Origin of the sequence: Kitasatospora sp. MMS16-BH015, assembly GCF_002943525.1 — a bacterium.
GTDB lineage: Bacteria > Actinomycetota > Actinomycetes > Streptomycetales > Streptomycetaceae > Kitasatospora.
Window position 1 is genome coordinate 5,660,762 of record NZ_CP025394.1, and the last position, 19,307, is coordinate 5,680,068.

General features: G+C 72.3%; 17 protein-coding genes and 1 tRNA gene. 12 read left to right on the forward strand and 6 right to left on the reverse strand.

What is annotated here, in order from left to right:
* Positions 1–257 precede the first annotated feature (257 nt).
* From CFP65_RS24475 to CFP65_RS24485, 3 genes are all read left to right on the forward strand, one after another.
* A complete protein-coding gene (locus tag CFP65_RS24475) occupies positions 258–740 on the forward strand; it encodes a hypothetical protein (protein ID WP_104818218.1) in 483 nt (160 codons plus the stop codon).
* A gap of 162 nt (positions 741–902) precedes the next feature.
* Positions 903–1,268, forward strand: coding sequence for a WhiB family transcriptional regulator (locus CFP65_RS40025; RefSeq protein WP_371682456.1), 366 nt, complete (start codon positions 903–905; stop codon positions 1,266–1,268).
* Positions 1,269–1,414: 146 nt separating this feature from the next.
* The gene (locus tag CFP65_RS24485) at positions 1,415–1,660 is read left to right on the forward strand and encodes a hypothetical protein (protein WP_174805655.1); all 246 of its coding nucleotides are present in this window, start codon (positions 1,415–1,417) and stop codon (positions 1,658–1,660) included.
* A gap of 99 nt (positions 1,661–1,759) precedes the next feature.
* Here the strand turns inward: CFP65_RS24485 and CFP65_RS24490 are convergent, their stop codons facing one another.
* Together CFP65_RS24490 and CFP65_RS24495 are read right to left on the reverse strand one after the other, a co-directional pair.
* Positions 1,760–3,091: an AarF/ABC1/UbiB kinase family protein gene (locus CFP65_RS24490; RefSeq protein ID WP_104818219.1), complete on the reverse strand. Its 1,332-nt coding sequence runs from the start codon at positions 3,089–3,091 to the stop codon at positions 1,760–1,762.
* A 292-nt stretch (positions 3,092–3,383) separates the two neighbouring features.
* Entirely contained in the window at positions 3,384–4,448 is a 1,065-nt protein-coding gene (locus tag CFP65_RS24495; protein WP_158702346.1) for a ThiF family adenylyltransferase, read from the reverse strand.
* Between the two features lie 219 nt (positions 4,449–4,667).
* Between CFP65_RS24495 and CFP65_RS24500 the strand changes: the two genes are divergently transcribed.
* A complete protein-coding gene (locus tag CFP65_RS24500; RefSeq protein ID WP_104818221.1) occupies positions 4,668–5,348 on the forward strand; it encodes a M48 family metallopeptidase in 681 nt (226 codons plus the stop codon).
* Between the two features lie 25 nt (positions 5,349–5,373).
* Here CFP65_RS24500 and CFP65_RS24505 read toward each other — a convergent pair whose 3' ends face one another.
* Both CFP65_RS24505 and CFP65_RS24510 read right to left on the reverse strand, forming a co-directional pair.
* Complete coding sequence (locus CFP65_RS24505) at positions 5,374–5,946, reverse strand: NUDIX hydrolase (RefSeq protein WP_104818222.1); 573 nt, start codon at positions 5,944–5,946, stop codon at positions 5,374–5,376.
* A complete protein-coding gene (locus CFP65_RS24510; protein WP_104821091.1) occupies positions 5,943–7,487 on the reverse strand; it encodes a zinc-dependent metalloprotease in 1,545 nt (514 codons plus the stop codon). The genes CFP65_RS24505 and CFP65_RS24510 overlap by 4 nt, the downstream gene beginning before the upstream one ends.
* A 181-nt stretch (positions 7,488–7,668) precedes the next feature.
* On the opposite strand from CFP65_RS24510, the gene CFP65_RS24515 reads away from it, so the two are divergent.
* From CFP65_RS24515 to CFP65_RS24530, 4 genes are all read left to right on the forward strand, one after another.
* Positions 7,669–8,817: an NAD-dependent epimerase/dehydratase family protein gene (locus CFP65_RS24515; RefSeq protein WP_371682457.1), complete on the forward strand. Its 1,149-nt coding sequence runs from the start codon at positions 7,669–7,671 to the stop codon at positions 8,815–8,817.
* 90 nt (positions 8,818–8,907) lie between these two features.
* On the forward strand, positions 8,908–9,348 hold the full coding sequence (locus tag CFP65_RS24520; protein WP_254552544.1) for a molybdenum cofactor biosynthesis protein MoaE: 441 nt from the start codon (positions 8,908–8,910) through the stop codon (positions 9,346–9,348).
* A gap of 165 nt (positions 9,349–9,513) precedes the next feature.
* On the forward strand, positions 9,514–9,717 hold the full coding sequence (locus tag CFP65_RS24525; RefSeq protein WP_104818224.1) for a hypothetical protein: 204 nt from the start codon (positions 9,514–9,516) through the stop codon (positions 9,715–9,717).
* Positions 9,718–9,759: 42 nt separating this feature from the next.
* Positions 9,760–10,839 (forward strand): PDZ domain-containing protein, encoded by a 1,080-nt coding sequence (locus CFP65_RS24530; protein WP_104818225.1) that lies wholly within the window; start codon positions 9,760–9,762, stop codon positions 10,837–10,839.
* A gap of 151 nt (positions 10,840–10,990) precedes the next feature.
* Here CFP65_RS24530 and CFP65_RS24535 read toward each other — a convergent pair whose 3' ends face one another.
* Positions 10,991–11,551, reverse strand: a complete 561-nt coding sequence (locus tag CFP65_RS24535; RefSeq protein ID WP_104818226.1) for a PPA1309 family protein — start codon at positions 11,549–11,551, stop codon at positions 10,991–10,993.
* A 237-nt stretch (positions 11,552–11,788) separates the two neighbouring features.
* Here CFP65_RS24535 and CFP65_RS24540 point away from each other — a divergent pair, with 237 nt between their 5' ends.
* From CFP65_RS24540 to CFP65_RS24550, 3 genes are all read left to right on the forward strand, one after another.
* On the forward strand, positions 11,789–14,650 hold the full coding sequence (locus CFP65_RS24540; RefSeq protein ID WP_371682458.1) for a UPF0182 family protein: 2,862 nt from the start codon (positions 11,789–11,791) through the stop codon (positions 14,648–14,650).
* Positions 14,651–14,704: 54 nt separating this feature from the next.
* Positions 14,705–14,778: transfer RNA gene (locus CFP65_RS24545), tRNA-Met, on the forward strand.
* A 670-nt stretch (positions 14,779–15,448) separates the two neighbouring features.
* Entirely contained in the window at positions 15,449–17,149 is a 1,701-nt protein-coding gene (locus CFP65_RS24550; RefSeq protein WP_104821093.1) for a tetratricopeptide repeat protein, read from the forward strand.
* A 96-nt stretch (positions 17,150–17,245) separates the two neighbouring features.
* On the opposite strand, the gene CFP65_RS24555 is transcribed toward CFP65_RS24550, so the two are convergent.
* Positions 17,246–17,659 (reverse strand): Fur family transcriptional regulator, encoded by a 414-nt coding sequence (locus tag CFP65_RS24555; protein WP_104818228.1) that lies wholly within the window; start codon positions 17,657–17,659, stop codon positions 17,246–17,248.
* Between the two features lie 119 nt (positions 17,660–17,778).
* Between CFP65_RS24555 and CFP65_RS24560 the strand changes: the two genes are divergently transcribed.
* A complete protein-coding gene (locus CFP65_RS24560; RefSeq protein ID WP_104818229.1) occupies positions 17,779–19,260 on the forward strand; it encodes a catalase in 1,482 nt (493 codons plus the stop codon).
* The last annotated feature ends 47 nt before the right edge of the window (positions 19,261–19,307 follow it).

Below are 19,307 nucleotides of genomic sequence, written 5' to 3' on the forward strand. Positions count from 1 at the left end.
ACAGCCCCGGAAACTCGCCGGAAAAATAGTTTGCGCCCCACAGGTGGAGCGCAATAGCCTGCCGGAGCGGTCAAGGGGACGAGATCGCGAGCTGTCCGGGGTCACACCCGGCGCGGCTCTCTCCTGCGCACCACCAGCTTCATCAGCTCGTACCGCGCGATCCGCTCCACCTGCACGACCAGCACGACCTGACCAAACATCCGAACATCGGAGCCCGGGGGACTGGGTACCGCGAGCGCCGAGAGGAGGCGAAGACAGTGGAAACCACGAAGACGATCACCAAACTGACTGGCCAGACCGTTATCGCCCTGCCCTCGTGCGCCGCTGCCTCCTTCGGCAGCACCGCGTCGTTCGGCAGCACCGGCTCCTTCGCCGGCACCGCGCTCTCGCGTGGCGCCGTCGTCCTCGCCGGCAATGGTCTGGGTCTCGACGCCACCGGTCTCACCCTCACTGTCAGTGGTCTTGGCAATGCTGGTGCAACCTTCGTCGGGGCTGGTCTGTCCATTGACTGGGCCACGTTCGTCGGCGGCGAAGCGCTGCGCAGCGAGCGAGGAATCCCGGCACCGAAGGCAGTGGTGGCAGCCGCCAAGCATGGCGTCTATGCCCAGGTCATCGGTGCCGAGAAGCCCCAGCAGCAGGATGAGAAGCAGATCGACCAGGCCAAGGCCGCCCGTCCGGGCGCCATGGCCATCCGGATGCGGGCCTTCCGCGGGCCCCAACCCTGGAGAGAACGAACCTGAGTCAGCCTCAGGTCGGCGCCTCCAGGGCCGCGGAACCCGTACACCGGGATCCGCGGCCCTTCTGTTTTGTCCGGTACGTCAGACCCTGGCCCTTCGGGGCCTCCGACCCGGCCCACCAGCCGGCCGGTTCGGAACCACAGAGAAGAAGACGAGGAACACCAAGTGACCACGGTCATCACACCGCCACTCCCGTCCGTACCGACAGACACGATCACCAAGGCCGACCAGGCCGACCCTCCGGAGGTATCCCTGATGCAGCTCACCGCGATCGACGACGCCGAGGCGCTCGGTCTCCCCATCCCCTGCCGCGCCTTCGACCCCGAGGTCTTCTTCGCCGAGACCCCGGCCGACGTCGAGTACGCCAAGTCCCTCTGCGGCACCTGCCCGGTCAAGGACGCCTGCCTCACCGGTGCCCTCGAGCGCCGCGAGCCGTGGGGCGTCTGGGGCGGCGAGCTCTTCGTCCAGGGTGTCGTCGTCGCCCGGAAGCGTCCCCGTGGCCGTCCGCGCAAGACCGAGGTCGCGGCGTGAGCCCCGCAGCCACCGCAGTGGCCGTCCGCCGGGGTGAGCACGCCCCGCAGACCGAGGCCCTGCGCCGTTCCATCCGCCTCGCCGCCGCCAAGGCGGACGCGGCAAACTCCCGTCCATTCCCCCGCCCGTCACAGCAGGACCACCACATGAACCCCGTCGCCGACACCGCCCCCCGCCCCCTCGCCCAGGCCGGCGAACTCCAGCTCCCGAACAGGACCCTCGAGATGCATCTGCTCCACGAAAACCTGGCCCGTGCCCATATGCAAGAACGCCTCCAAGAGGCGGAGCACGAACGGGTCGGCGTCCGCGTCGCCCGGGCGGCCCGCCTGGTGCGGCGCGCCGAGCGCGCCTCGCTGCGGGCCCGCAAGGCCCTCGCCCTCGCGGTGATGTGAGGCCCTCGCCCGGAGGCGAGGTGACGAAGTCACCGTAGGTGCGCAGAACGCGAAGAAGGCCGCTCCCCAACCCCGGGGGAGCGGCCTTCGTGCTGTCTCCTAGCCCTTGGCGAAGCCGGGGAGCCACTCGGTGAGCTCCTCGTGCAGCCGCACGGTGGCGCCGAGCTGACAGAGCACGCCGATCGTGCTGAGCGTGACGCGGTGGATCAGCAGGTACGAGGGCGGCAGGTTGAGCTGCTTGCCGAGCTCGTACGCGGGGGAGCGCGGGTCGGCGATGCGCGCCGCCTGGGAGCGCATCCACTCCCGCGAGAAGGTGAACTCCTCGACCCTGGTCGGCTCGATGATCGGCCGCAGGTAGTCGAGCACCGCGTCCGGGTCCAGCGTGATGGTCGGGCGGACGAAGCCCTCCTGGCGGAGCATCCGGTAGACCGCGCCGGCGTCGCCGGCCAGGGCCAGCCGGAGCGAGACCCCGATCGGGGCGGGCAGCCCGCCCGGCAGCCGGTCGACGGTGCCGAAGTCCAGCACGCCCAGGCGCCAGCTCTCCACCGGGCCGTCCGTCTTGAGCAGGCGGAAGTTGCCCGGGTGCGGGTCGGCGTGCAGCAGCCCGGTGCGGCTCGGCCCGGCGAAGAGGAAGCGGGAGAGCAGCTGCCCGGCCCGGTCGCGCTCGGCCTGGCTGCCGCCGGCGATCACCTGGGAGAGCGGGGTGCCGTCCATCCACTCGGTGACCAGCACCGTGCCGGTCTGCGAGACCACGCCGGGCACCGCGATGTCGGCGTCCGCCGCGAACTCCTCGGCGTGGGCGGCCTGGGCCTTCGCCTCCAGCTCGTAGTCCAGCTCCTCCGAGACGCGCTCGCGCAGCTCGGCGATCAGCGGCTTGATGTCCATGCCGGGGATCAGCGGCCCCAACACCTTGGCCAGCCGGGCCAGCTGGGAGAGGTCGGAGAGCAGCGCGTCCCCCGCGCCCGGGTACTGGATCTTCACGGCCACCGCACGGCCGTCGTGCCAGACGGCCCGGTGCACCTGCCCGATGGAGGCGGCCGCCGCCGGGGTGTCCTCGAACTCGCGGAAGTTCTCCCGCCAATCCGGGCCCAACTGCTCGGTGAGCACCGTGTGCACGGTCTTGACCGGCATCGCCGGGGCCGAGTCCTGGAGCTTGGTCAGGGCGGCCCGGTAGGGCCCCGCGACCTCCTCCGGGAGGGCCGACTCGAAGACGGACATCGCCTGCCCGAACTTCATCGCCCCACCCTTCAACCGCCCGAGGGTGGAGAACAACTGCTCAGCCGTCTGCTGCTGCAACTCGGCGGCCACCACGTCGGCGGGGCGCCCGCCCAGCCGCTTCCCCAGCCCGATGGTCGCCCGCCCGGCGAAGCTCAGCGGCAGCGCGGCGAGCCGGGCCGTCCGGGAGACAGCCTTGCGGGGCATGTCAGACATGAGGCACTGCCTTGCGCGGACGAACGCTCACCCTGGCCTCCCTAGCGGATGGTGGTCTGTACGGCCATTGTGCCCGCTCGCCTCGCGAGCTCGGCAGAGTACGTCAACCCCGAAAGGGGCGCGGGGAACGGCGCGACCAGCCACGCACGGCCTGTCGGCCGATCGCACCGAGCCAGTTGCACTATCCAGGGGCGCGGGGAACGGCGCGCTGCGGTAGGCCGCAGGCCGTTCGTGGTCGGCCGCGCAGTTCCCCGCGCCCCCGGCATGCCGCCCCAGTAGTGCCGCCCCTGCGCTACCACTGGCAGCCGCACTCTGGGTGGGGGCGGAGCCGAAGACGCCGCGTCATTCCGTCGGCGGCGGAGATCTCGCACCAGCCGTCCACGCTCGGCGGGGGGACGCCGTCGAGGTGGAGGGTGACGTGGAGGGCGGCGAGGCCGGCCAGGGCGGTGGCGAGGGTGGTGTCGCAGGCGGGTGAGCGGGGGCCGCCCGGGGCGCCGGGGAGGAGCTGGGCGAGCAGGCGGGGCCAGCAGTCGTCCTCGTCGCGGCGGGTGAGCGTCGCGCAGCTGCCGCAGGCGGAGACGCCGGGCACCACCAGCGGGCCGACCACGCCGAGGTGCTCCAGGACGCCGACGTACAGGTGGGGGACGCCCGCCCGCATCAGCTGCTGGGATTCGGCGGCCAGGCCGGCGAAGGCCGCGCTGCCGTCGCGCGGGGCCAGCACCACCAGGGCGGGCGGGCCTTCGGGGCGCCGGCCACGTGCGGTCGGCGGGGCGCCGACGGCGCGGTGGACGGCCTCGCGGGCTGCGGTGGAGCGGAGCCGGCCGATCTCGCCGGGGGCGAGCCCGGCGGGGGAGCAGTCGGCCGCCGTCACCCGGCCCTGGTCGAGGAGGTCGACGGTGCCGACGCCGGCGGCGGCCAGGGCGGTGCCGATCGCCGCGCCGACCCGCCCGGCACCCCGGACCTCCACCCGCGCCCGGGCCCGGGCGGTGAGCACGGCGGCGGCCTCCCCGGGCTCGGGGTGCACCAGGGAGAGCGAGGCCAGATCGGGGGCGAGCAGCTCCTGGCGGGCCTTGGGGTGGTGGGCCAGGGCCTCGGTGGTGGCGGCGGTGTCGTCGAGCAGGCCGCCCTGCTCCAGCGAGCCGAGCAGCTCCTCGGCGAGCCCCTCCCCGAGCCCGAGCCGCTCGCCGGCGGCGAGCAGCGCGGGCCGCTCCCGGGTGCCGTCGAGCAGGTCGAGGAAGGCGGCCACCGGTCTGCTCACCTCGTCGACCACCCGGGCGTGCCGGCGGAGCGTGCCGAACTGCAGGGTGTCCTGGTCTCGCCAGACCCGGGACAGAGCGGGCTTGAGCGTCGGTCGCACGGTGACCTCCCACGGCAGGTGTCGTGGAGGAAGCATGCCGCAGACACCGCCCCTGACGTGCGGCTTCGTCCACAGGCTCGGTGTGATCAAAGGATCGTCGGTCTACCGACCCTGTGGACAACGGGGACCCGTCCGGACGGGGAAGTTCAGGCGGCGGGCAGTGAGAGTTCGGCCACGGCAGCGCCTTTCTGTCGGAGGGAGCGGGTAACGTCCTGTGACATGGCAGCCGAACCGGACTCCCATCGGTCGGCGTCGCGTCGGCGTGCCCGTGCAGCCTCCGGGTCAGGAGTCGTGACGCCGAGCAGTCGAGCGCGCTCCACCGAGCTACCACCGAGCACACCGTCGGGGCCGCCCGCCTCCGAGACCGGCCTGCCGCCGCTGGGGCCGGTGGAGGTGCGGCGCAGCACCCGGCGGAGCCGGACGGTGTCGGCCTACCGGGAGGGCGACCGGACGATCGTGCTGATCCCGGCCCGGATGTCACCGGCCGAGGAGCAGCGCTGGGTGGCCCAGATGCTCGACCGGCTGGCCGCCAAGGAGAGTCGGCGGGTGCTGGGGGACGATGCGCTGTCGGCCCGGGCCCGGGAGCTCTCCGCCACGTACCTCGGCGGCCGGGCCGCCCCGCTGCACGTGCGCTGGGTGACCAACCAGAACTCCCGCTGGGGCTCCTGCACCCCGAGCGAGGGCACCATCCGGCTCTCGCACCGCCTCCAGGGCATGCCCGAGTACGTGGTGGACTACGTGCTGCTGCACGAGCTGGCCCACCTGCTGGTGCCCGACCACGGGCCGGCCTTCTGGGCCCTGCTGGAGTCGTACCCGCGGACCGAGCGGGCCCGGGGCTACCTGGAGGGCGTGGCCTCGGCGGCCCGCCTGCCCCACGTCCCCGGGGCCCGCGAGGAGTGACCTCCTCGGGGGCCCGCGCACAGGACTAGGCGGTCAGCTTCTCCGCGAGGGCGACCAGCTCGCGCACCGAGACGTCGGTCAGCTCCGGCAGGCGGCCGTACTCGAACCAGCGCAGGTCCAGCGACTCCTCGCTGATCAGCTCCTCGGCACCGGCCGGGGCCAGCGCGAGGTACTGCACGTCGAGGTGGGTGTTCTCCGGCTGGTCCTTGCCGGTGCAGCGCACCTGGTGGCGGTCGAGCTTGACCGGCACCGGCTGCCCGTCGGGGCCGGTGTGCAGCCGCAGGCCCGCTATGCCGGACTCCTCGGTGGCCTCGCGCAGCGCGGCGGCCGCCAGCGACTCGTCGCCCGGCTCGCAGTGGCCGCCCATCTGGAGCCAGATGCCGACCTTGGGGTGCAGGGTGAGCAGCACCCGCCGGGCCGCCGGGTCGACCACCAGGGCACTGGCGGTGATGTGGGCGGGCAGGCAGGCGCGGAAGAGGCCCTCGGGCTCGGCGGCCAGGTGGGTCAGGTAGTCGGCCCGCAGGCCGGACTGGTCGCCGTCGTAGGCCGTCCAGGCCGTGAGGGCACGGACGGCGTCGCTGTGCAGGGTGGTGCTCATGCCTTGGGCTCGTCCTCGCCGTCGTTCTTGTCGTCCTTCGCAGCGTCGTCCTGCGCAGCATTGCCCTTCGCGGCGTCGTCCTTGGACGCGTCGTCCTTCGAAGACTCGCCCTTGCCGGCCGCGGCCTCGCCGAGCAGCTTGTCGAAGGCGTCGAAGTCGATCCCGCCCTCCAGCTCGCCGTCGGGCGAGCGGTGCACGAAGCCGTCCGGGTCGTCCAGGTCGGTGGCGGTGGGCAGCATGTCGGGGTGCTCCCAGAGCGCGTCGCGGCCCTCGACGCCACGGGCGTCGGCCAGCGAGGCCCAGAGCCGGGAGGCGTCGCGCAGGCGGCGCGGCCGCAGCTCCAGGCCGACCAGGGTGGCGAAGGTCTGCTCGGCCGGGCCGCCGGCGGCGCGGCGGCGGCGGACCGTCTCGCGCAGCGCGTCGGCCTGCGGCAGGTGCGGCTCGGCGGCGGCGTGCACCACCGCGTCCACCCAGCCCTCGACCAGTGCGAGGGCCGTCTCCAGGCGGGCCAGCGCGGCCTTCTGGGCGGGGGTGTCCTCGGGCTGGAGCAGGCCGCCGGCCAGCGCCTCCTGGAGCGCCTCGGGGTTGGCCGGGTCGAGCTGGCCGACCAGCTCCTCCATTCGGGTGGTGTCCACCTTGATGCCGCGGGCGTACGCCTCGACCGCGCCGAACAGGTGGGCCCGCAGCCACGGCACGTGGGCGAACAGGCGCTGGTGGGCGGCCTCGCGCAGGGCCAGGTAGAGCCGGACCTCCTCGGCGGGCACGCTCAGGCCCTCGCCGAACTCGGCCACGTTCTGCGGCAGCAGGGCGGCCTTGCCGGCCGGGGCGAGCGGCAGGCCCACGTCGGTCGAGCCGACCACCTCGGCGGCCAGGGCGCCGAGCGCCTGGCCGATCTGGGTGCCGAACATCGCGCCGCCCATCGAGCGCATCACGCCCATCAGCGGGCCGGCCATGGCCTGCATCTCCTCGGGCAGCACGCCGCCCATGGCGTTGCCGACCCGCTCGGCCACCGGGTCGACCAGGTCCTTCCAGACCGGCAGGGTCGCCTCGACCCACTCGGCCCGGCTCCAGGCGACGGCGGTGCCGGCCCCGGAGGGGAACTCGGTGACCGAGTCGAGCCAGAGGTCGGCCAGGCGAACGGCCTCGGCCACGGCGGTGCGCTCGGTGGCGCTCACCGACCGGTCCTTGGCCTTGCCCTCGGGCTGCTCGGCCACCACGGTCTGCCGGGCGATGTCCTTGGCCAGGTCCCAGTTGACCGGGCCGCCGTCGAAGGAGAGCATCTGGCCGAGCTGCTGGAAGGCGGCGCCCAGGTCGTTGGGGTTGAGCCCGCCGAGCATCGCGCCGAAGGGGTTGTCCCCGCCCGGGCCGCCGGGCGCGCCGCCCATGCCGAAGAGCGCGCCGAAGGGGTTGCCCGCGCCGAACCCGAAGGACTGCGACGGCGTGGGCTCGGAGCCCTGACCGCCGTCCTTGTCCTTCTTGGCCTTGTTCTCGTCGGGCTCCTCCGGCGGAACGCCGAATCCGAAGGGGAGGTCGTCGCTCACGGGATCCTCGATCTGGTCGGCCGTCACGCGGGGGTGCAACGGGGGGAGTGCGAGCCCGTGGAGCGGGGGAGCGAGCGGCCCGGCTCGCGCCGGGTGCCACCACGGGGCCCGCGCCTCGGGCAGGATGGACGGTACGTGACACTCGTACGTACGCACATAAGCTAACCGTGGAGGATGGCCGGTGAGTTCCCCGCCTTCGGACGTTCGCTCTGGGCTGACCGGAGGTGAGGACGGCCCCGCTGCCACGGGTTCGCCGCCTCCAGCCTACGGCGGCAGGCCGTTGACCGTGGCCGTCACGGGGGCCGCCGGGCCGCTCGGTGAGCGGGTCGCGGCCCGGCTGGTGGCCCAGCCCGGGGTCCGCAAGGTGCTCGCGCTGGACGACCGCCGGGGCGACGTGCCCGGCGCCCAGTGGCGGGTGCTCGACGTCCGCGACCCGGCCGTGGCCGAACGGCTCGCCGGGGTGGACGTGGTGGTGCACCTGGCGATGGACCTCGGCATGGAGAGCGACCCGCGCGCCCGGAGCGCGTACAACGTGCGGGGCGCGCAGACGGTGCTGACCGCCGGTGCGGCGGCCGGCGTGAGCCGGGTGGTGCTCTGCACCTCGGCCATGGTCTACGGCGCGCTGGCCGACAACGAGGTGCCGCTGGCCGAGGACGCCGAGCTGCGGGCCACCGAGGAGGCCTCGCTGGTCGGCGACCTGCTGGAGATCGAGCGCCTCGCCCGCCGCGCGCCGCGCGCCCACCCCGGGCTCCAGGTCACCGTGCTGCGGCCCGCCGTGGTGGTCGGCCCCGGCGTGGACACCGTGCTGACCAGGCACTTCGAGGCGCCCCGGCTGCTCGTGGTGGCCGGCTCCCGCCCCTGCTGGCAGTTCTGCCACCTGGACGACCTGGCCGCGGCCCTGGAGTACGCGGCGCTCGGCCTGGTCGAGGGCGAGGTCACCGTCGGCTGCGACGGCTGGCTGGAGCAGGAGGACGTGGAGACCCTCTCCGGCATCCGCCGGATGGAGCTGCCCGCCTCGCTCGCCCTGGGCACCGCGGCCCGGCTGCACCGGCTCGGCCTCACCCCGGCCCCGGCCGGGGACCTCGCGTACACCATGTATCCCTGGGTGGTCTCCGGCAACCGCCTGCACGAGGCCGGCTGGCGCCCCTCCCGGACCAACGAGGAGGTGCTCGGCGAGCTGCTCGAACAGGTCACCGGCAAGCACGCGGTGGCCGGCCGGCGCCTGGGCGGCAAGGAGGCCGCGACCAGTCTGGGCGCGGCGGGTGCCACGGTGGCGCTGATCGGCACCGCGGCGCTGGTGCGGCGAGCACGGAAACAGCGGCGGTTCTGACCCCGATAGGTTCTCGCATCGTGAAATTTCGGAATCGTGATGCGGAAGTGTCTTGCTCCTGACCGGGCCCGATGAGGAAAAATGGTGAGCATGTCCGAGAACCACGACCCGATCCGTCTGCTGGCGATCCGCGAGACCCCGCTCTCGCTGGACGAGGTCTACGCGGCGGTGGGTGACGACGCCGCCGGCGGCACCACCCTCTTCGTCGGCACCGTCCGCGACCACGACGGCGGCAAGTCGGTGGCCGCGCTGGAGTACAGCGCGCACCCGACGGCCGAGCAGGAGATGCGGCGGATCGCCGAGAAGATCTGCGTCGACTTCCCGGTGAAGGCGCTGGCCGCCGTGCACCGGGTCGGCCGGCTGGAGATCACCGACAAGGCCGTCATCGTCGCCGTCTCCTGCGCCCATCGGGGCGAGGCCTTCGCCGCCGCCCGCCGCTTGATCGACGACCTCAAGCACGAGGTGCCGATCTGGAAGCACCAGGTGTTCAGCGACGGCCAGGAGGAGTGGGTCGGCGCCGGGGAGTGCTGACGGCCCGTCGGGCGCCGAGGTCACCCGGGTGGCTTCCCGCTGATCGTACGAATACTCCCCGCCGGTGAGCCGAATCCCCCGGCCCGTAACCCGGATGGCGCCGCAACCGTTCACGGCCCGGGTGGTTAATCTGCTCATAGACACGACGAGCTGGGAGTACGGAACATGGCTGCGCTCGCCTGGTTGATCATCCCCGTGGTGGCGGCAGTGCTCGCGATGGTGTGGGCCGGCTGGGCCGCCCGCACGCCCCGCGCCACCGGTGACCCGGCCTCGCTGGCCGAGCACCAGCGCTTCCTCGCCGCGATGGAGCGCAGCACGGCCGCCGGTGGCGCCACCGCGATGCGGGCCTCGGACGACGCACGGAAGTAGCCCGGGCAGCCGGTCCGCAGGAACGTCCCGTACTGTCGAGCCATGCCACGCCGCTCTGCGACGATGCTCGCCGCCACGCTGACGCTCATAGCACTGCTCTGTGTCTCGGTGCTCCTCAAGGTGCCGTACTCCGAGATGAGCCCCGGCCCGACGTACAACACGCTCGGCGCGCAGGAGGACGACGGCAAGCCGGTGATCACCATCACCGGCCACCAGACCTACCCGACCTCCGGGCACCTCAACATGACCACCGTCCAGGTGACCGGGGCCAAGTACGAGCCGAGCCTGGTCTCGGCGGTGGTGGGGTGGCTGCGGGACGACGTGCTCGTGGTGCCGCACGACAACCTCTACCCGCAGGGCCAGACCGACCAGCAGGCGCAGCAGGTCAACGCGGAGGAGTTCGCCTCCTCCGAGGACAGTGCCAAGACGGCGGCGCTCACCCAGCTCGGCATCCCCTTCGGCACCGAGGTGATGGTGAGCTCGGTGATCGCGGGCGGGCCCTCCGAGGGCAAGCTGCACGCGGGCGACCAGATCGTGGCGATAGACGGCACCAAGGTCACCCAGAAGGCTCAGGTCGCGCAGCTGGTCAGCAAGCACAAGCCCGGTGACACGGTGAACTTCACCGTCGTCCCGCACGGCAAGACCAGCCCCACCCCGGCCGCCGCCGACGAGTCCACCGTCCCTGTGGTCACCGCCAAGGCCCCCGACGAGGACCGCGCGATCGTCGGCATCATGCCCGGCGTCACCCACACCTTCCCGTTCACCATCGACATCGGCCTCCAGGACGTGGGCGGCCCGAGCGCGGGCCTGATGTTCTCCCTGGGCATCATCGACAAGCTCACCCCCACCGACCTGACCGCCGGCAAGTTCGTGGCCGGCACCGGCACGATCGACGACGACGGCACCGTCGGCCCGATCGGCGGCATCGCGATGAAGCTGATCGCGGCCCGCGACAAGGGCGCCGAGTACTTCTTCGCTCCCGCGGCCAACTGCGCGGAGGCGGCCAAGGCCACCCCCAGCGGCCTCCACCTGATCAAGGTGGACAAGCTGAGCGACGCACTGGACGCTCTCGCCAAGATCCGCGACGGGAAGACGGATTCCCTGCCCAGTTGCAACCGCTAGGGGCGCGGGGAACTGCGCGCCCAGCCATGGAGCTCGCCGCAGTTCGCACAGATGCCCACGTGCACCGTCATCGGATAGTGCAAGTGGGCATCTGCGTAAGACAGCAGGAGTTGCAGGGTTGGCCGCGCCGTTCCCCGCGCCCCTGAAAAAATCAGCTGAACGTCGCCAGCAAGGCATCCGTCAGCCCCGGGACCAGGTCAGGACCCGTCAGGACCTCGCGGGCGAGGTCCTTGGACCGCAGCCGCAGGGCGGTCTCCTTGCTGCCGTCGCGCAGGACCGCGGCGGTGATGCGGACCTCTTCGCGGGCGGGGTGGTTGGCGACCCACTCGGCGAGCTGGGATTCGGTGGCGTTCTTGGGGCGGGTGTGCTCGGCGCCCGGGGGAAGCATCAGTCGCTCGACGACCAGCGCGCAGCCGGTGATCATGTCGGGCCAGGCGATGGTGCCGAGGAACTTGTCGAGCTCCATGCCGGCCGGGAGTTCGTCCTGCTCGATCGGGGTGAGGCCGGGCTCGCCCTCGGCGAGGCCGAGCTTGCCGGCCAGCTTCGGGTCGGTGCGCCGCAGCTGCGCGCTGTCGACCAGGGCGAAGAGCCGGGCCGGCAGGTCCCAGCCGAGGCCGGAGGCGTACTCGTCGATCTCCAGCGCGGCGCGGGTGAGCGGAGTGGCGGCGGGCGGGAGCGAGCTGCCGTCGGGGGTGTTCGGTGCATCGGACATGACCCAATCCTCACACGGGTGGGCCGCCGGGCGGATCCGGTGGCTCACCCGCCTGGAAGAGCCCGCAAACCCTGGGAACTCGGGCGAACACCGATTAAGTTGCACTGAGGACTGCCCAGACCGCCCACGAGACGACACAGCAGAGGTGCCACCTTGGTATTCCAGATGCCGGACCGCCCCAACCCGGGGTTCCGAGGCAGAGTGGGCCCGCCCTCGCGGCGGGCGCGGGTGCTGCTGTTGACGGTGGGTGTGCTGGCGGCGCTCTTCCTGCTGTTCGTCATGTTCTCGGGCGTGTGGACGGACTGGCTCTGGTTCAAGTCCGTCCACTACGCCTCGGTGTTCAGCTCCCAGCTGTGGACGAAGGTCGGCCTGTTCGCCGTCTTCGGCCTGCTGATGGCCCTGGCCGTCGGGTTCAACGTCTGGCTCGCGTACCGGCTGCGGCCGCCGCTCTCCGCGATGTCGGTGGAGCAGCAGAGCCTGGACCGCTACCGGATGGGCATCGCCCCGTACCGGCGCTGGCTCTTGATCGGCATCTCGCTGGTGGTCGGCCTGATCGCGGGCGCCGCGGCGGCCGGCCAGTGGCGCACCTGGATGCTCTGGACCAACCAGACCCCGTTCGGGGTGAAGGACAGCCAGTTCCACCTGGACGTGGCGTTCTACGCCTTCTCGCTGCCCTGGTACGAGTTCCTGCTGGGCTTCGCGTTCAGCGCGGTGATCGTCTCGGTGCTCGCGGCGGTGCTGGTGCACTACCTGTACGGCGGCCTGCGGCTGCAGGGCCCGGGCCGGCGCGCCAGCGCCGGGGCGCAGGGGCACCTGGCGGTGCTGCTGGGCGTCTTCGTGCTGCTCAAGGCGGTGGCGTACTGGCTGGACAGGTACGGCCTGGCGGTGAAGTCCGGCTCGTACAAGGGCGTGGACAGCTGGACCGGCCTGCGGTACGTGGACGCGAACGCGTTCCTGCCCGCGAAGACCATCCTGTTCTTCGTCGCGATCATCTGCGCGGTGCTGTTCTTCCTGACCCCGGTGCGCCGCACCTGGGCCCCGGCGCTGATCGGCTTCGGGCTGATGGCGCTCTCGGCGGTGCTGATCGGCGGGGTCTACCCCGCGCTGGTGCAGCAGTTCCAGGTCAAGCCGAACGAGCAGGCCAAGGAGACGCCGTACATCCAGAAGAACATCGACGCGACCAGGCAGGCGTACGGCATCGCGGACAGCGAGAGCCAGCCGTACACCCCGAAGGACACCACCAGCGCCGCCGCGCTCAAGCCGGACGCGCAGACGGTCAAGGACATCCGGCTGCTCGACCCGAACGTGGTCTCGCCGGCCTTCCAGCAGATCGAGCAGCAGCGCTCGTACTACGCCTTCCCCAAGACGCTGAACGTGGACCGGTACGGCACCGGCACCGACGCGCAGGACACCGTGATCGGCGTCCGCGAGCTGGACCTGAACGGGGTGCAGCAGCGGAACTGGATCAACGACCACTTCAAGTACACCCACGGCTACGGCGTGGTCGCGGCCAAGGGCAACCAGGTCAACGGCCAGGGCCAGCCGGTGTTCACCGAGTCGGGGCTGCCCACCACCGGCAGCATGGGCGACTACCAGCAGCGGGTGTACTACGGGCAGCAGAGCCCGGACTACTCGATCGTCGGCGGCACCAACCAGGAGATCGACTACACCTCCGACGCCGGCGGCGACAAGACCTACCAGTACACCGGCGGCAGTGGCGTCTCGCTGGACAACCCGCTGACCCGGGCGGCCTTCGCGGTGAAGTACGCCGAGCCGCAGATCCTCTACTCCGGGGCGATCGGCAACGGCTCGAAGATCCTCTTCGACCGCAAGCCCAAGGAGCGGGTGGAGAAGGTCGCGCCCTGGCTCTCCATCGACGCCGACCCGTACCCGGTGGTCGAGGACGGCAAGCTGCTCTGGGTGCTGGACGGCTACACCACCTCGGACGGCTTCCCGTTCTCCTCCAAGACCACCCTGGGCGACGTCACCAAGGACTCGCTCACCGGGGCGCGCGGCGAGACGCTGACCGCCGCCAACAAGGTGAACTACATCCGCAACTCGGTGAAGGCCACGGTGGACGCGTACACCGGCGAGGTGACGCTCTACCAGTGGGACGACGCGGACCCGGTGCTGAAGACCTGGATGAAGGCCTTCCCCGGCACGGTGGAGCCCAAGAGCGACATCCCGGCCAGCCTGGTGCCGCACCTGCGCTACCCGCAGGACCTGTTCAAGGTGCAGCGCGACCTGCTGGCGCAGTACCACATGACCGACGCCAACGCCTTCTTCAACGGCACCGACATCTGGCAGGTCCCGGCCGACCCGACCACCAACACCGGTGACGTGCAGCCGCCGTACTACCTGACGCTCCGGATGCCCGACGCGCCGGCGGCCAGCTTCTCGCTGACCACCTCCTTCGTGCCGAGCAAGCGGGACAACCTGGCGGCCTTCATGGCGGTGAGCGCCGATCCGGGACCGGACTACGGGAAGATCCGCATCCTCAAGGTGCCCGGCGACACCGGCACCCTGGGCCCGAACCTCGCCCAGGCGAAGTTCAACTCGGACCCGGAGGTGGCCCGCCAGCTGAACATCCTGAAGAACGGCGGCGACTCCGACGTGGAGTACGGCAACCTGCTGACCCTCCCGGTCGGCGGCGGCCTGCTCAACGTGGAGCCGGTGTACGTGCGCGGGCGCACCGCCAAGTACCCGGTGCTGCAGAAGGTGCTCGCGGTGTACGGCAAGGACAACGTGGCCTTCGAGAACACCCTGGAGGACGCGCTCAAGAAGGTGTTCGGCGCGGCCACGGCGGGGACGACCCCGACGGCCCCGACCACGCCGGGCACCACGCCGACCACTCCGACCACGCCGACCACCCCGACGACGCCCACCACCCCGGCCCTGCAGAAGGCGCTGCAGGACGCCCAGAAGGCGTTCACCGACGGGCAGACCGCCCTGAAGAACGGCGACTGGACGGCCTACGGCACCGCGCAGAAGGCGCTCCAGGACGCGCTCAACGCGGCGGCCGCCGCCCAGGGCGCCACGGGCGGCTCGAGCCCGAGCCCGAGCCCGAGCCCGAGCTCGAGCCCTTCGCCCTCGCCCTGAGCAGTACTGATTTCTGATCCACTCCGCGTCCGTGCTACGGTTGGCACACAACGACGCGGGGTGGAGCAGCTCGGTAGCTCGCTGGGCTCATAACCCAGAGGTCGCAGGTTCAAATCCTGTCCCCGCTACTCTGAACCGAAGGCCCGGAGATTCACTCTCCGGGCCTTCGGTGTTCTCCGGTGTTCTCCGGCGAGTGGGCGCATCTGCGCAGGTCGGCTCCGGTACTATCGACCGTCGCCAACGATGCCGGCACCAGCACCCCCCTGTCGGGGTTTGTGAGGCCCAAGTGTCGGGAAATCGACAAAGCGCCGAAGCAATCTCGCCGGGCTTCGGCCGACCCCGCCAATATCGGCCGGGCAGGTGTACGCGGGTTGCGGGTGATGCCACGATGGACCACACGGGGGACGACGGACGGCCACTGACGGGCCGTCGGCCGGGGGAGGGCCGCCGCAGTGCTCCGGGGGGAGGGAAATCGGCGTGAAGCTGATCGGTAGGAACGGACCGGGCGGCAAGCCCGTACCGACCGCCCCCGAGACCGAGCAGGCCGTGTACGACCGGCCCGAGGGCGGCTCCGCGCAGGACGGCGGCCCGCGCGACACCGGTGCGCACGACACCGACACCTGGGCGCAGAGCCCGGACGACACCCAGAGCTCCCTGCCCGCCCAGCGCACCGCCGGCCTGGCCGTGCCCCGCTCGGTGCCCGGCCACGGCCCCGACAGCCTCGTCCACCTCTCCGCCCGTGACTATGCCGCTGCCGTCGGGTCCTACCCCCCGGCCCGGTCGGCCGAAACCGATTCCGTGCTGGACGGCCTCGACGGCGGCAGCTTCGAGACCGCGCTGGCCGCCCGCGAGCAGGCCGCGCTGGAGAGCCGGCACCGGGAGGCCGCCGACGGTGGCGACCCGGGCGCGGCCAGCCAGCTCGGTGCGCTGCTGCTGCGCCGGGGCGAGCTGGAGGCCGCCGAACCGTACCTGCGGGCCGCCGCCGCGGCCGGGCAGCGGGCCGCCGCCAACAACCTCGGCGTGCTGCTGCACCAGCGCGGCCACCGGGCCGAGGCCGCCCAGTGGTGGCGCCAGGCCGCCGTCGCGGGGAGCGCGCCGGCCGCGCACGCCCTCGGTCTGCAGCTGCGCGACCAGGGCGAGGAGGAGGCCGCCGAGTACTGGCTGCACTTCGCCGCCGAGCAGGGCCACCCGCTGGGCGCCTACGCGCTGGGCGACCTGATGGAGCACCGGCGGGACGTGCGGGCCGAGCGCTGGTTCCGCGCCGCCGCCGACGCCGGCCACCGCGAGGCCGCCTACCGGCTGGCCCGGATGCGGGAGGCCGCGGGCGACAAGGAGACCGCCGAGACCTGGTACCGCACCGCCGCCGCGCGCAGCCACGCCCGCGCCGCGCTGCGGCTCGGCGTGCTGCTCGAGGAGCGCGCCGACCACGAGGAGGCCGCCCGCTGGTACCGGCAGTCGGCCCAGAACGGCGAGGCCCGGGCCGCCTGCGCGCTCGGCTTCCTGCTGCGCGACGCCGGCGACCAGACGGCCGCCGCCGAGTGGTGGCAGGAGGCCGCCGAGGCGGGCGACGGCAACGCCGCCAACGCGCTCGGCGCGCTGCACGCGGGCCGGGGCGAGGCCGCCGAGGCCGAGCGCTGGTACCGCGCGGCGATGGACGCGGGCGACCAGAACGGCGCCTTCAACCTCGGCCTGCTCTGTGCGGGCCTGGGCCGGGACGCCCAGGCCGAGCAGTGGTACCGCCGCGCGGCCTACGCGGGGCACCGGGAGGCGTGCAACGCGCTGGCCGTGGTGCTGCTCCAGCGCGGGGACGAGTCCGGCGCCGAGCCGTGGTTCTCCAAGGCCGCCGAGGCGGGCAGCGTGGACGGCGCCTTCAACCTGGGCGTCCTGCACGCCGGGCGCGGGGAGCAGCAGCAGGCGCACGAGTGGTACGCGCGCGCCGCCGCGGAGGGGCACGGCGAGGCCGCGCTCCAGCTGGCCGTGGCCCAGGAGCAGCGCGGCCACCTCGGCGCGGCCCTGGACCGCTACCGCCAGGCCGCGGCCGGCGGTTCGGCCGAGGGTGCCTTCCGGCTGGCCTCGATCCTGGACCGCCGGGGCGACGCCGACGAGGAGGCCGAGCACTGGTACGCCGTCGCCGCCGATGCCGGGCACCGGCGGGCGCAGGTGCGGATGGGCGTGCGGGCCGCCGAGCGCGGCGCGCTGGAGATCGCCGAGAGCTGGTACCGCCGCGCGGCGGAGGGCGGCAGCCGCAGCGCCGCCTTCAACCTCGGCCTGCTGCTGGCCCGTCAGGACAGCGAGGCCGAGGCGATGCTCTGGTACACCCGAGCGGCCGACGCCGGCCACGGGCGGGCCGCCCTGCGGCTCGCCCTGCTGGCGCTGCGGCGCGGCGAGCCCGTCCAGGCGGAGAGCTGGTGCCAGCGGGCCACCGAGTACGGGCCGGCGGAGGTCGCGGAGCGGGCCGGGCGGCTGCTGGGCGCGTTGAGCGCCGAGCTGAGCGCCTAGAGGGGCGTCACCACCGGGGGCGCGGGGAACTGCGCGGGATGGGCTCTACGGGGTGCACGGTTGCGCGCGCAGTTCCCCGCGCCCCCGGTGGTTGCCCTAAGCGGCACAGTCGGGGCACAGGCCCCGGTAGGTGACCTCCGCCCCGGAGATGACGAAGCCGAAGCGCTCGTTGGCGGGGAGGGCGGCGATGGGATCACCCTGGGGGTGGACGTCGCGGATCGCGCCGCAGCCGGAGCAGATCAGGTGCTGGTGGGCGTGGTGGGCGTTGGGGTCGTAGCGCTTGGCGCGGCCGTCGGTGGCCACTTCCAGCACCTCGCCGAGCGAGACGAGCTCGCCCAGGGTGTTGTACACCGTCGCGCGGCTGATCTCGGGCAGCCGGCCGACGGCACGGGCGTGCACCTCGTCGGCCGTCAGGTGGACGTGCTCGCCGTCCAGCACCTCGGCCACGACTCTTCGCTGCGAGGTCATCCGCCATCCGCGTCCGCGGAGTCGTTCCAGCAGGTCACTCATGGGGTCAGATTAGCAAGTTTCGCAAGTTTGAGTCAGTGTTGACTTAGACAGAGTCCAGACTAGGATCAGATCCTGTACAAGCTGAGTAACACGACCGGACATCGCGGAGGTGCTCCCTTATGACTGCCCAGGACGAGCTGCGGCCTACCCTGACCACCGAGGCCGGTGCTCCCGTCGCCGACAACCAGAACACGGAGACGGCTGGCATAGGCGGCCCGGCGCTGATCCAGGACCAGCTGCTGTTCGAGAAGCTGGCGCACTTCAACCGCGAGCGCATCCCGGAGCGCGTCGTGCACGCCCGCGGCGCCGCCGCGTACGGCACCTTCACCGTGACGGCCGACGTGACCCCGTACACCCGGGCCAAGTTCCTCGGCGAGATCGGCAAGCAGACCGAGACCTTCCTGCGCTTCTCCACCGTCGCGGGCAACCTCGGCTCGGCCGACGCCGTGCGCGACCCGCGCGGCTTCGCGCTGAAGTTCTACACCGAGGAGGGCAACTACGACCTCGTCGGCAACAACACCCCGGTGTTCTTCATCAAGGACGCCATCAAGTTCCCCGACTTCATCCACACCCAGAAGCGCGACCCGTACACCGGCTCGCAGGAGGCGGACAACGTCTGGGACTTCTGGGGCCTCTCGCCCGAGTCGACCCACCAGGTGACCTGGCTCTTCGGTGACCGCGGCATCCCGGCCAGCTACCGCCACCTCAACGGCTACGGCTCGCACACCTACCAGTGGCAGAACGAGGCCGGCGAGTACTTCTGGGTGAAGTACCACTTCAAGACCGACCAGGGCATCAAGAACCTCACCGCCGACGAGGCGAACAAGCTCGCGGGTGAGGACCCGGACAGCCACCAGCGCGACCTGCGCGAGTCGATCGAGCGCGGCGAGTTCCCGTCCTGGACGGTGCAGGTGCAGATCATGCCCGCCGCCGACGCCGCGAACTACCGGTTCAACCCGTTCGACCTGACCAAGGTCTGGCCGCACGAGGACTACCCGCCGATCGAGATCGGCAAGCTGGAGCTCAACCGCAACCCGGAGAACGTCTTCGCCGAGGTCGAGCAGTCGATCTTCTCCCCGGCGCACTTCGTGCCCGGCATCGGCCCCTCCCCGGACAAGATGCTCCAGGGCCGCCTGTTCGCCTACGCGGACGCCCACCGCTACCGCGTCGGCATCAACGCCGACCACCTGCCGGTGAACCGCCCGCACGCCACCGAGGCGCGCACCAACAGCCGGGACGGCTACCTCTACGACGGCCGCCACGGCCGCCAGAAGAACTACGAGCCCAACTCCTTCGGCGGCCCGGTCGAGACCGGCCGTCCGCTCTGGGCCGCCGTGCCGACCGTCACCGGCCACTCGGGCAACCACGCGGCGCCCGTGCACGCCGAGGACAACGACTTCGTGCAGGCCGGCAACCTCTACCGCCTCTTCTCCGAGGACGAGAAGGCCCGCCTGATCGCCAACCTGGCCGGCTTCATCGCCAAGGTCTCGGCCGACCGCGAGGACATCGTCGAGCGCGCGATCGACAACTTCCGCCAGGCCGACGCCGACTACGGCCAGCGCCTGGAGGCGGCCGTCCGCGAGCTGCGCAAGCAGCAGTAACGCCCCACCATGAACGGCGGGCCCGGGTTCGGATCAACCGAACCCGG

Coding starts and splice junctions, on each gene's coding strand:
- CFP65_RS24485 (WP_174805655.1), top strand. CDS start 1,415: ATGAACCCCGTCGCCGACACCGCCCCCCGCCCCCTCGCCCAGGCCGGC.
- CFP65_RS24490 (WP_104818219.1), bottom strand. CDS start 3,091: ATGTCTGACATGCCCCGCAAGGCTGTCTCCCGGACGGCCCGGCTCGCC.
- CFP65_RS24500 (WP_104818221.1), top strand. CDS start 4,668: ATGGCAGCCGAACCGGACTCCCATCGGTCGGCGTCGCGTCGGCGTGCC.
- CFP65_RS24505 (WP_104818222.1), bottom strand. CDS start 5,946: ATGAGCACCACCCTGCACAGCGACGCCGTCCGTGCCCTCACGGCCTGG.
- CFP65_RS24520 (WP_254552544.1), top strand. CDS start 8,908: ATGTCCGAGAACCACGACCCGATCCGTCTGCTGGCGATCCGCGAGACC.
- CFP65_RS24525 (WP_104818224.1), top strand. CDS start 9,514: ATGGCTGCGCTCGCCTGGTTGATCATCCCCGTGGTGGCGGCAGTGCTC.
- CFP65_RS24530 (WP_104818225.1), top strand. CDS start 9,760: ATGCCACGCCGCTCTGCGACGATGCTCGCCGCCACGCTGACGCTCATA.
- CFP65_RS24535 (WP_104818226.1), bottom strand. CDS start 11,551: ATGTCCGATGCACCGAACACCCCCGACGGCAGCTCGCTCCCGCCCGCC.
- CFP65_RS24555 (WP_104818228.1), bottom strand. CDS start 17,659: ATGAGTGACCTGCTGGAACGACTCCGCGGACGCGGATGGCGGATGACC.
- CFP65_RS24560 (WP_104818229.1), top strand. CDS start 17,779: ATGACTGCCCAGGACGAGCTGCGGCCTACCCTGACCACCGAGGCCGGT.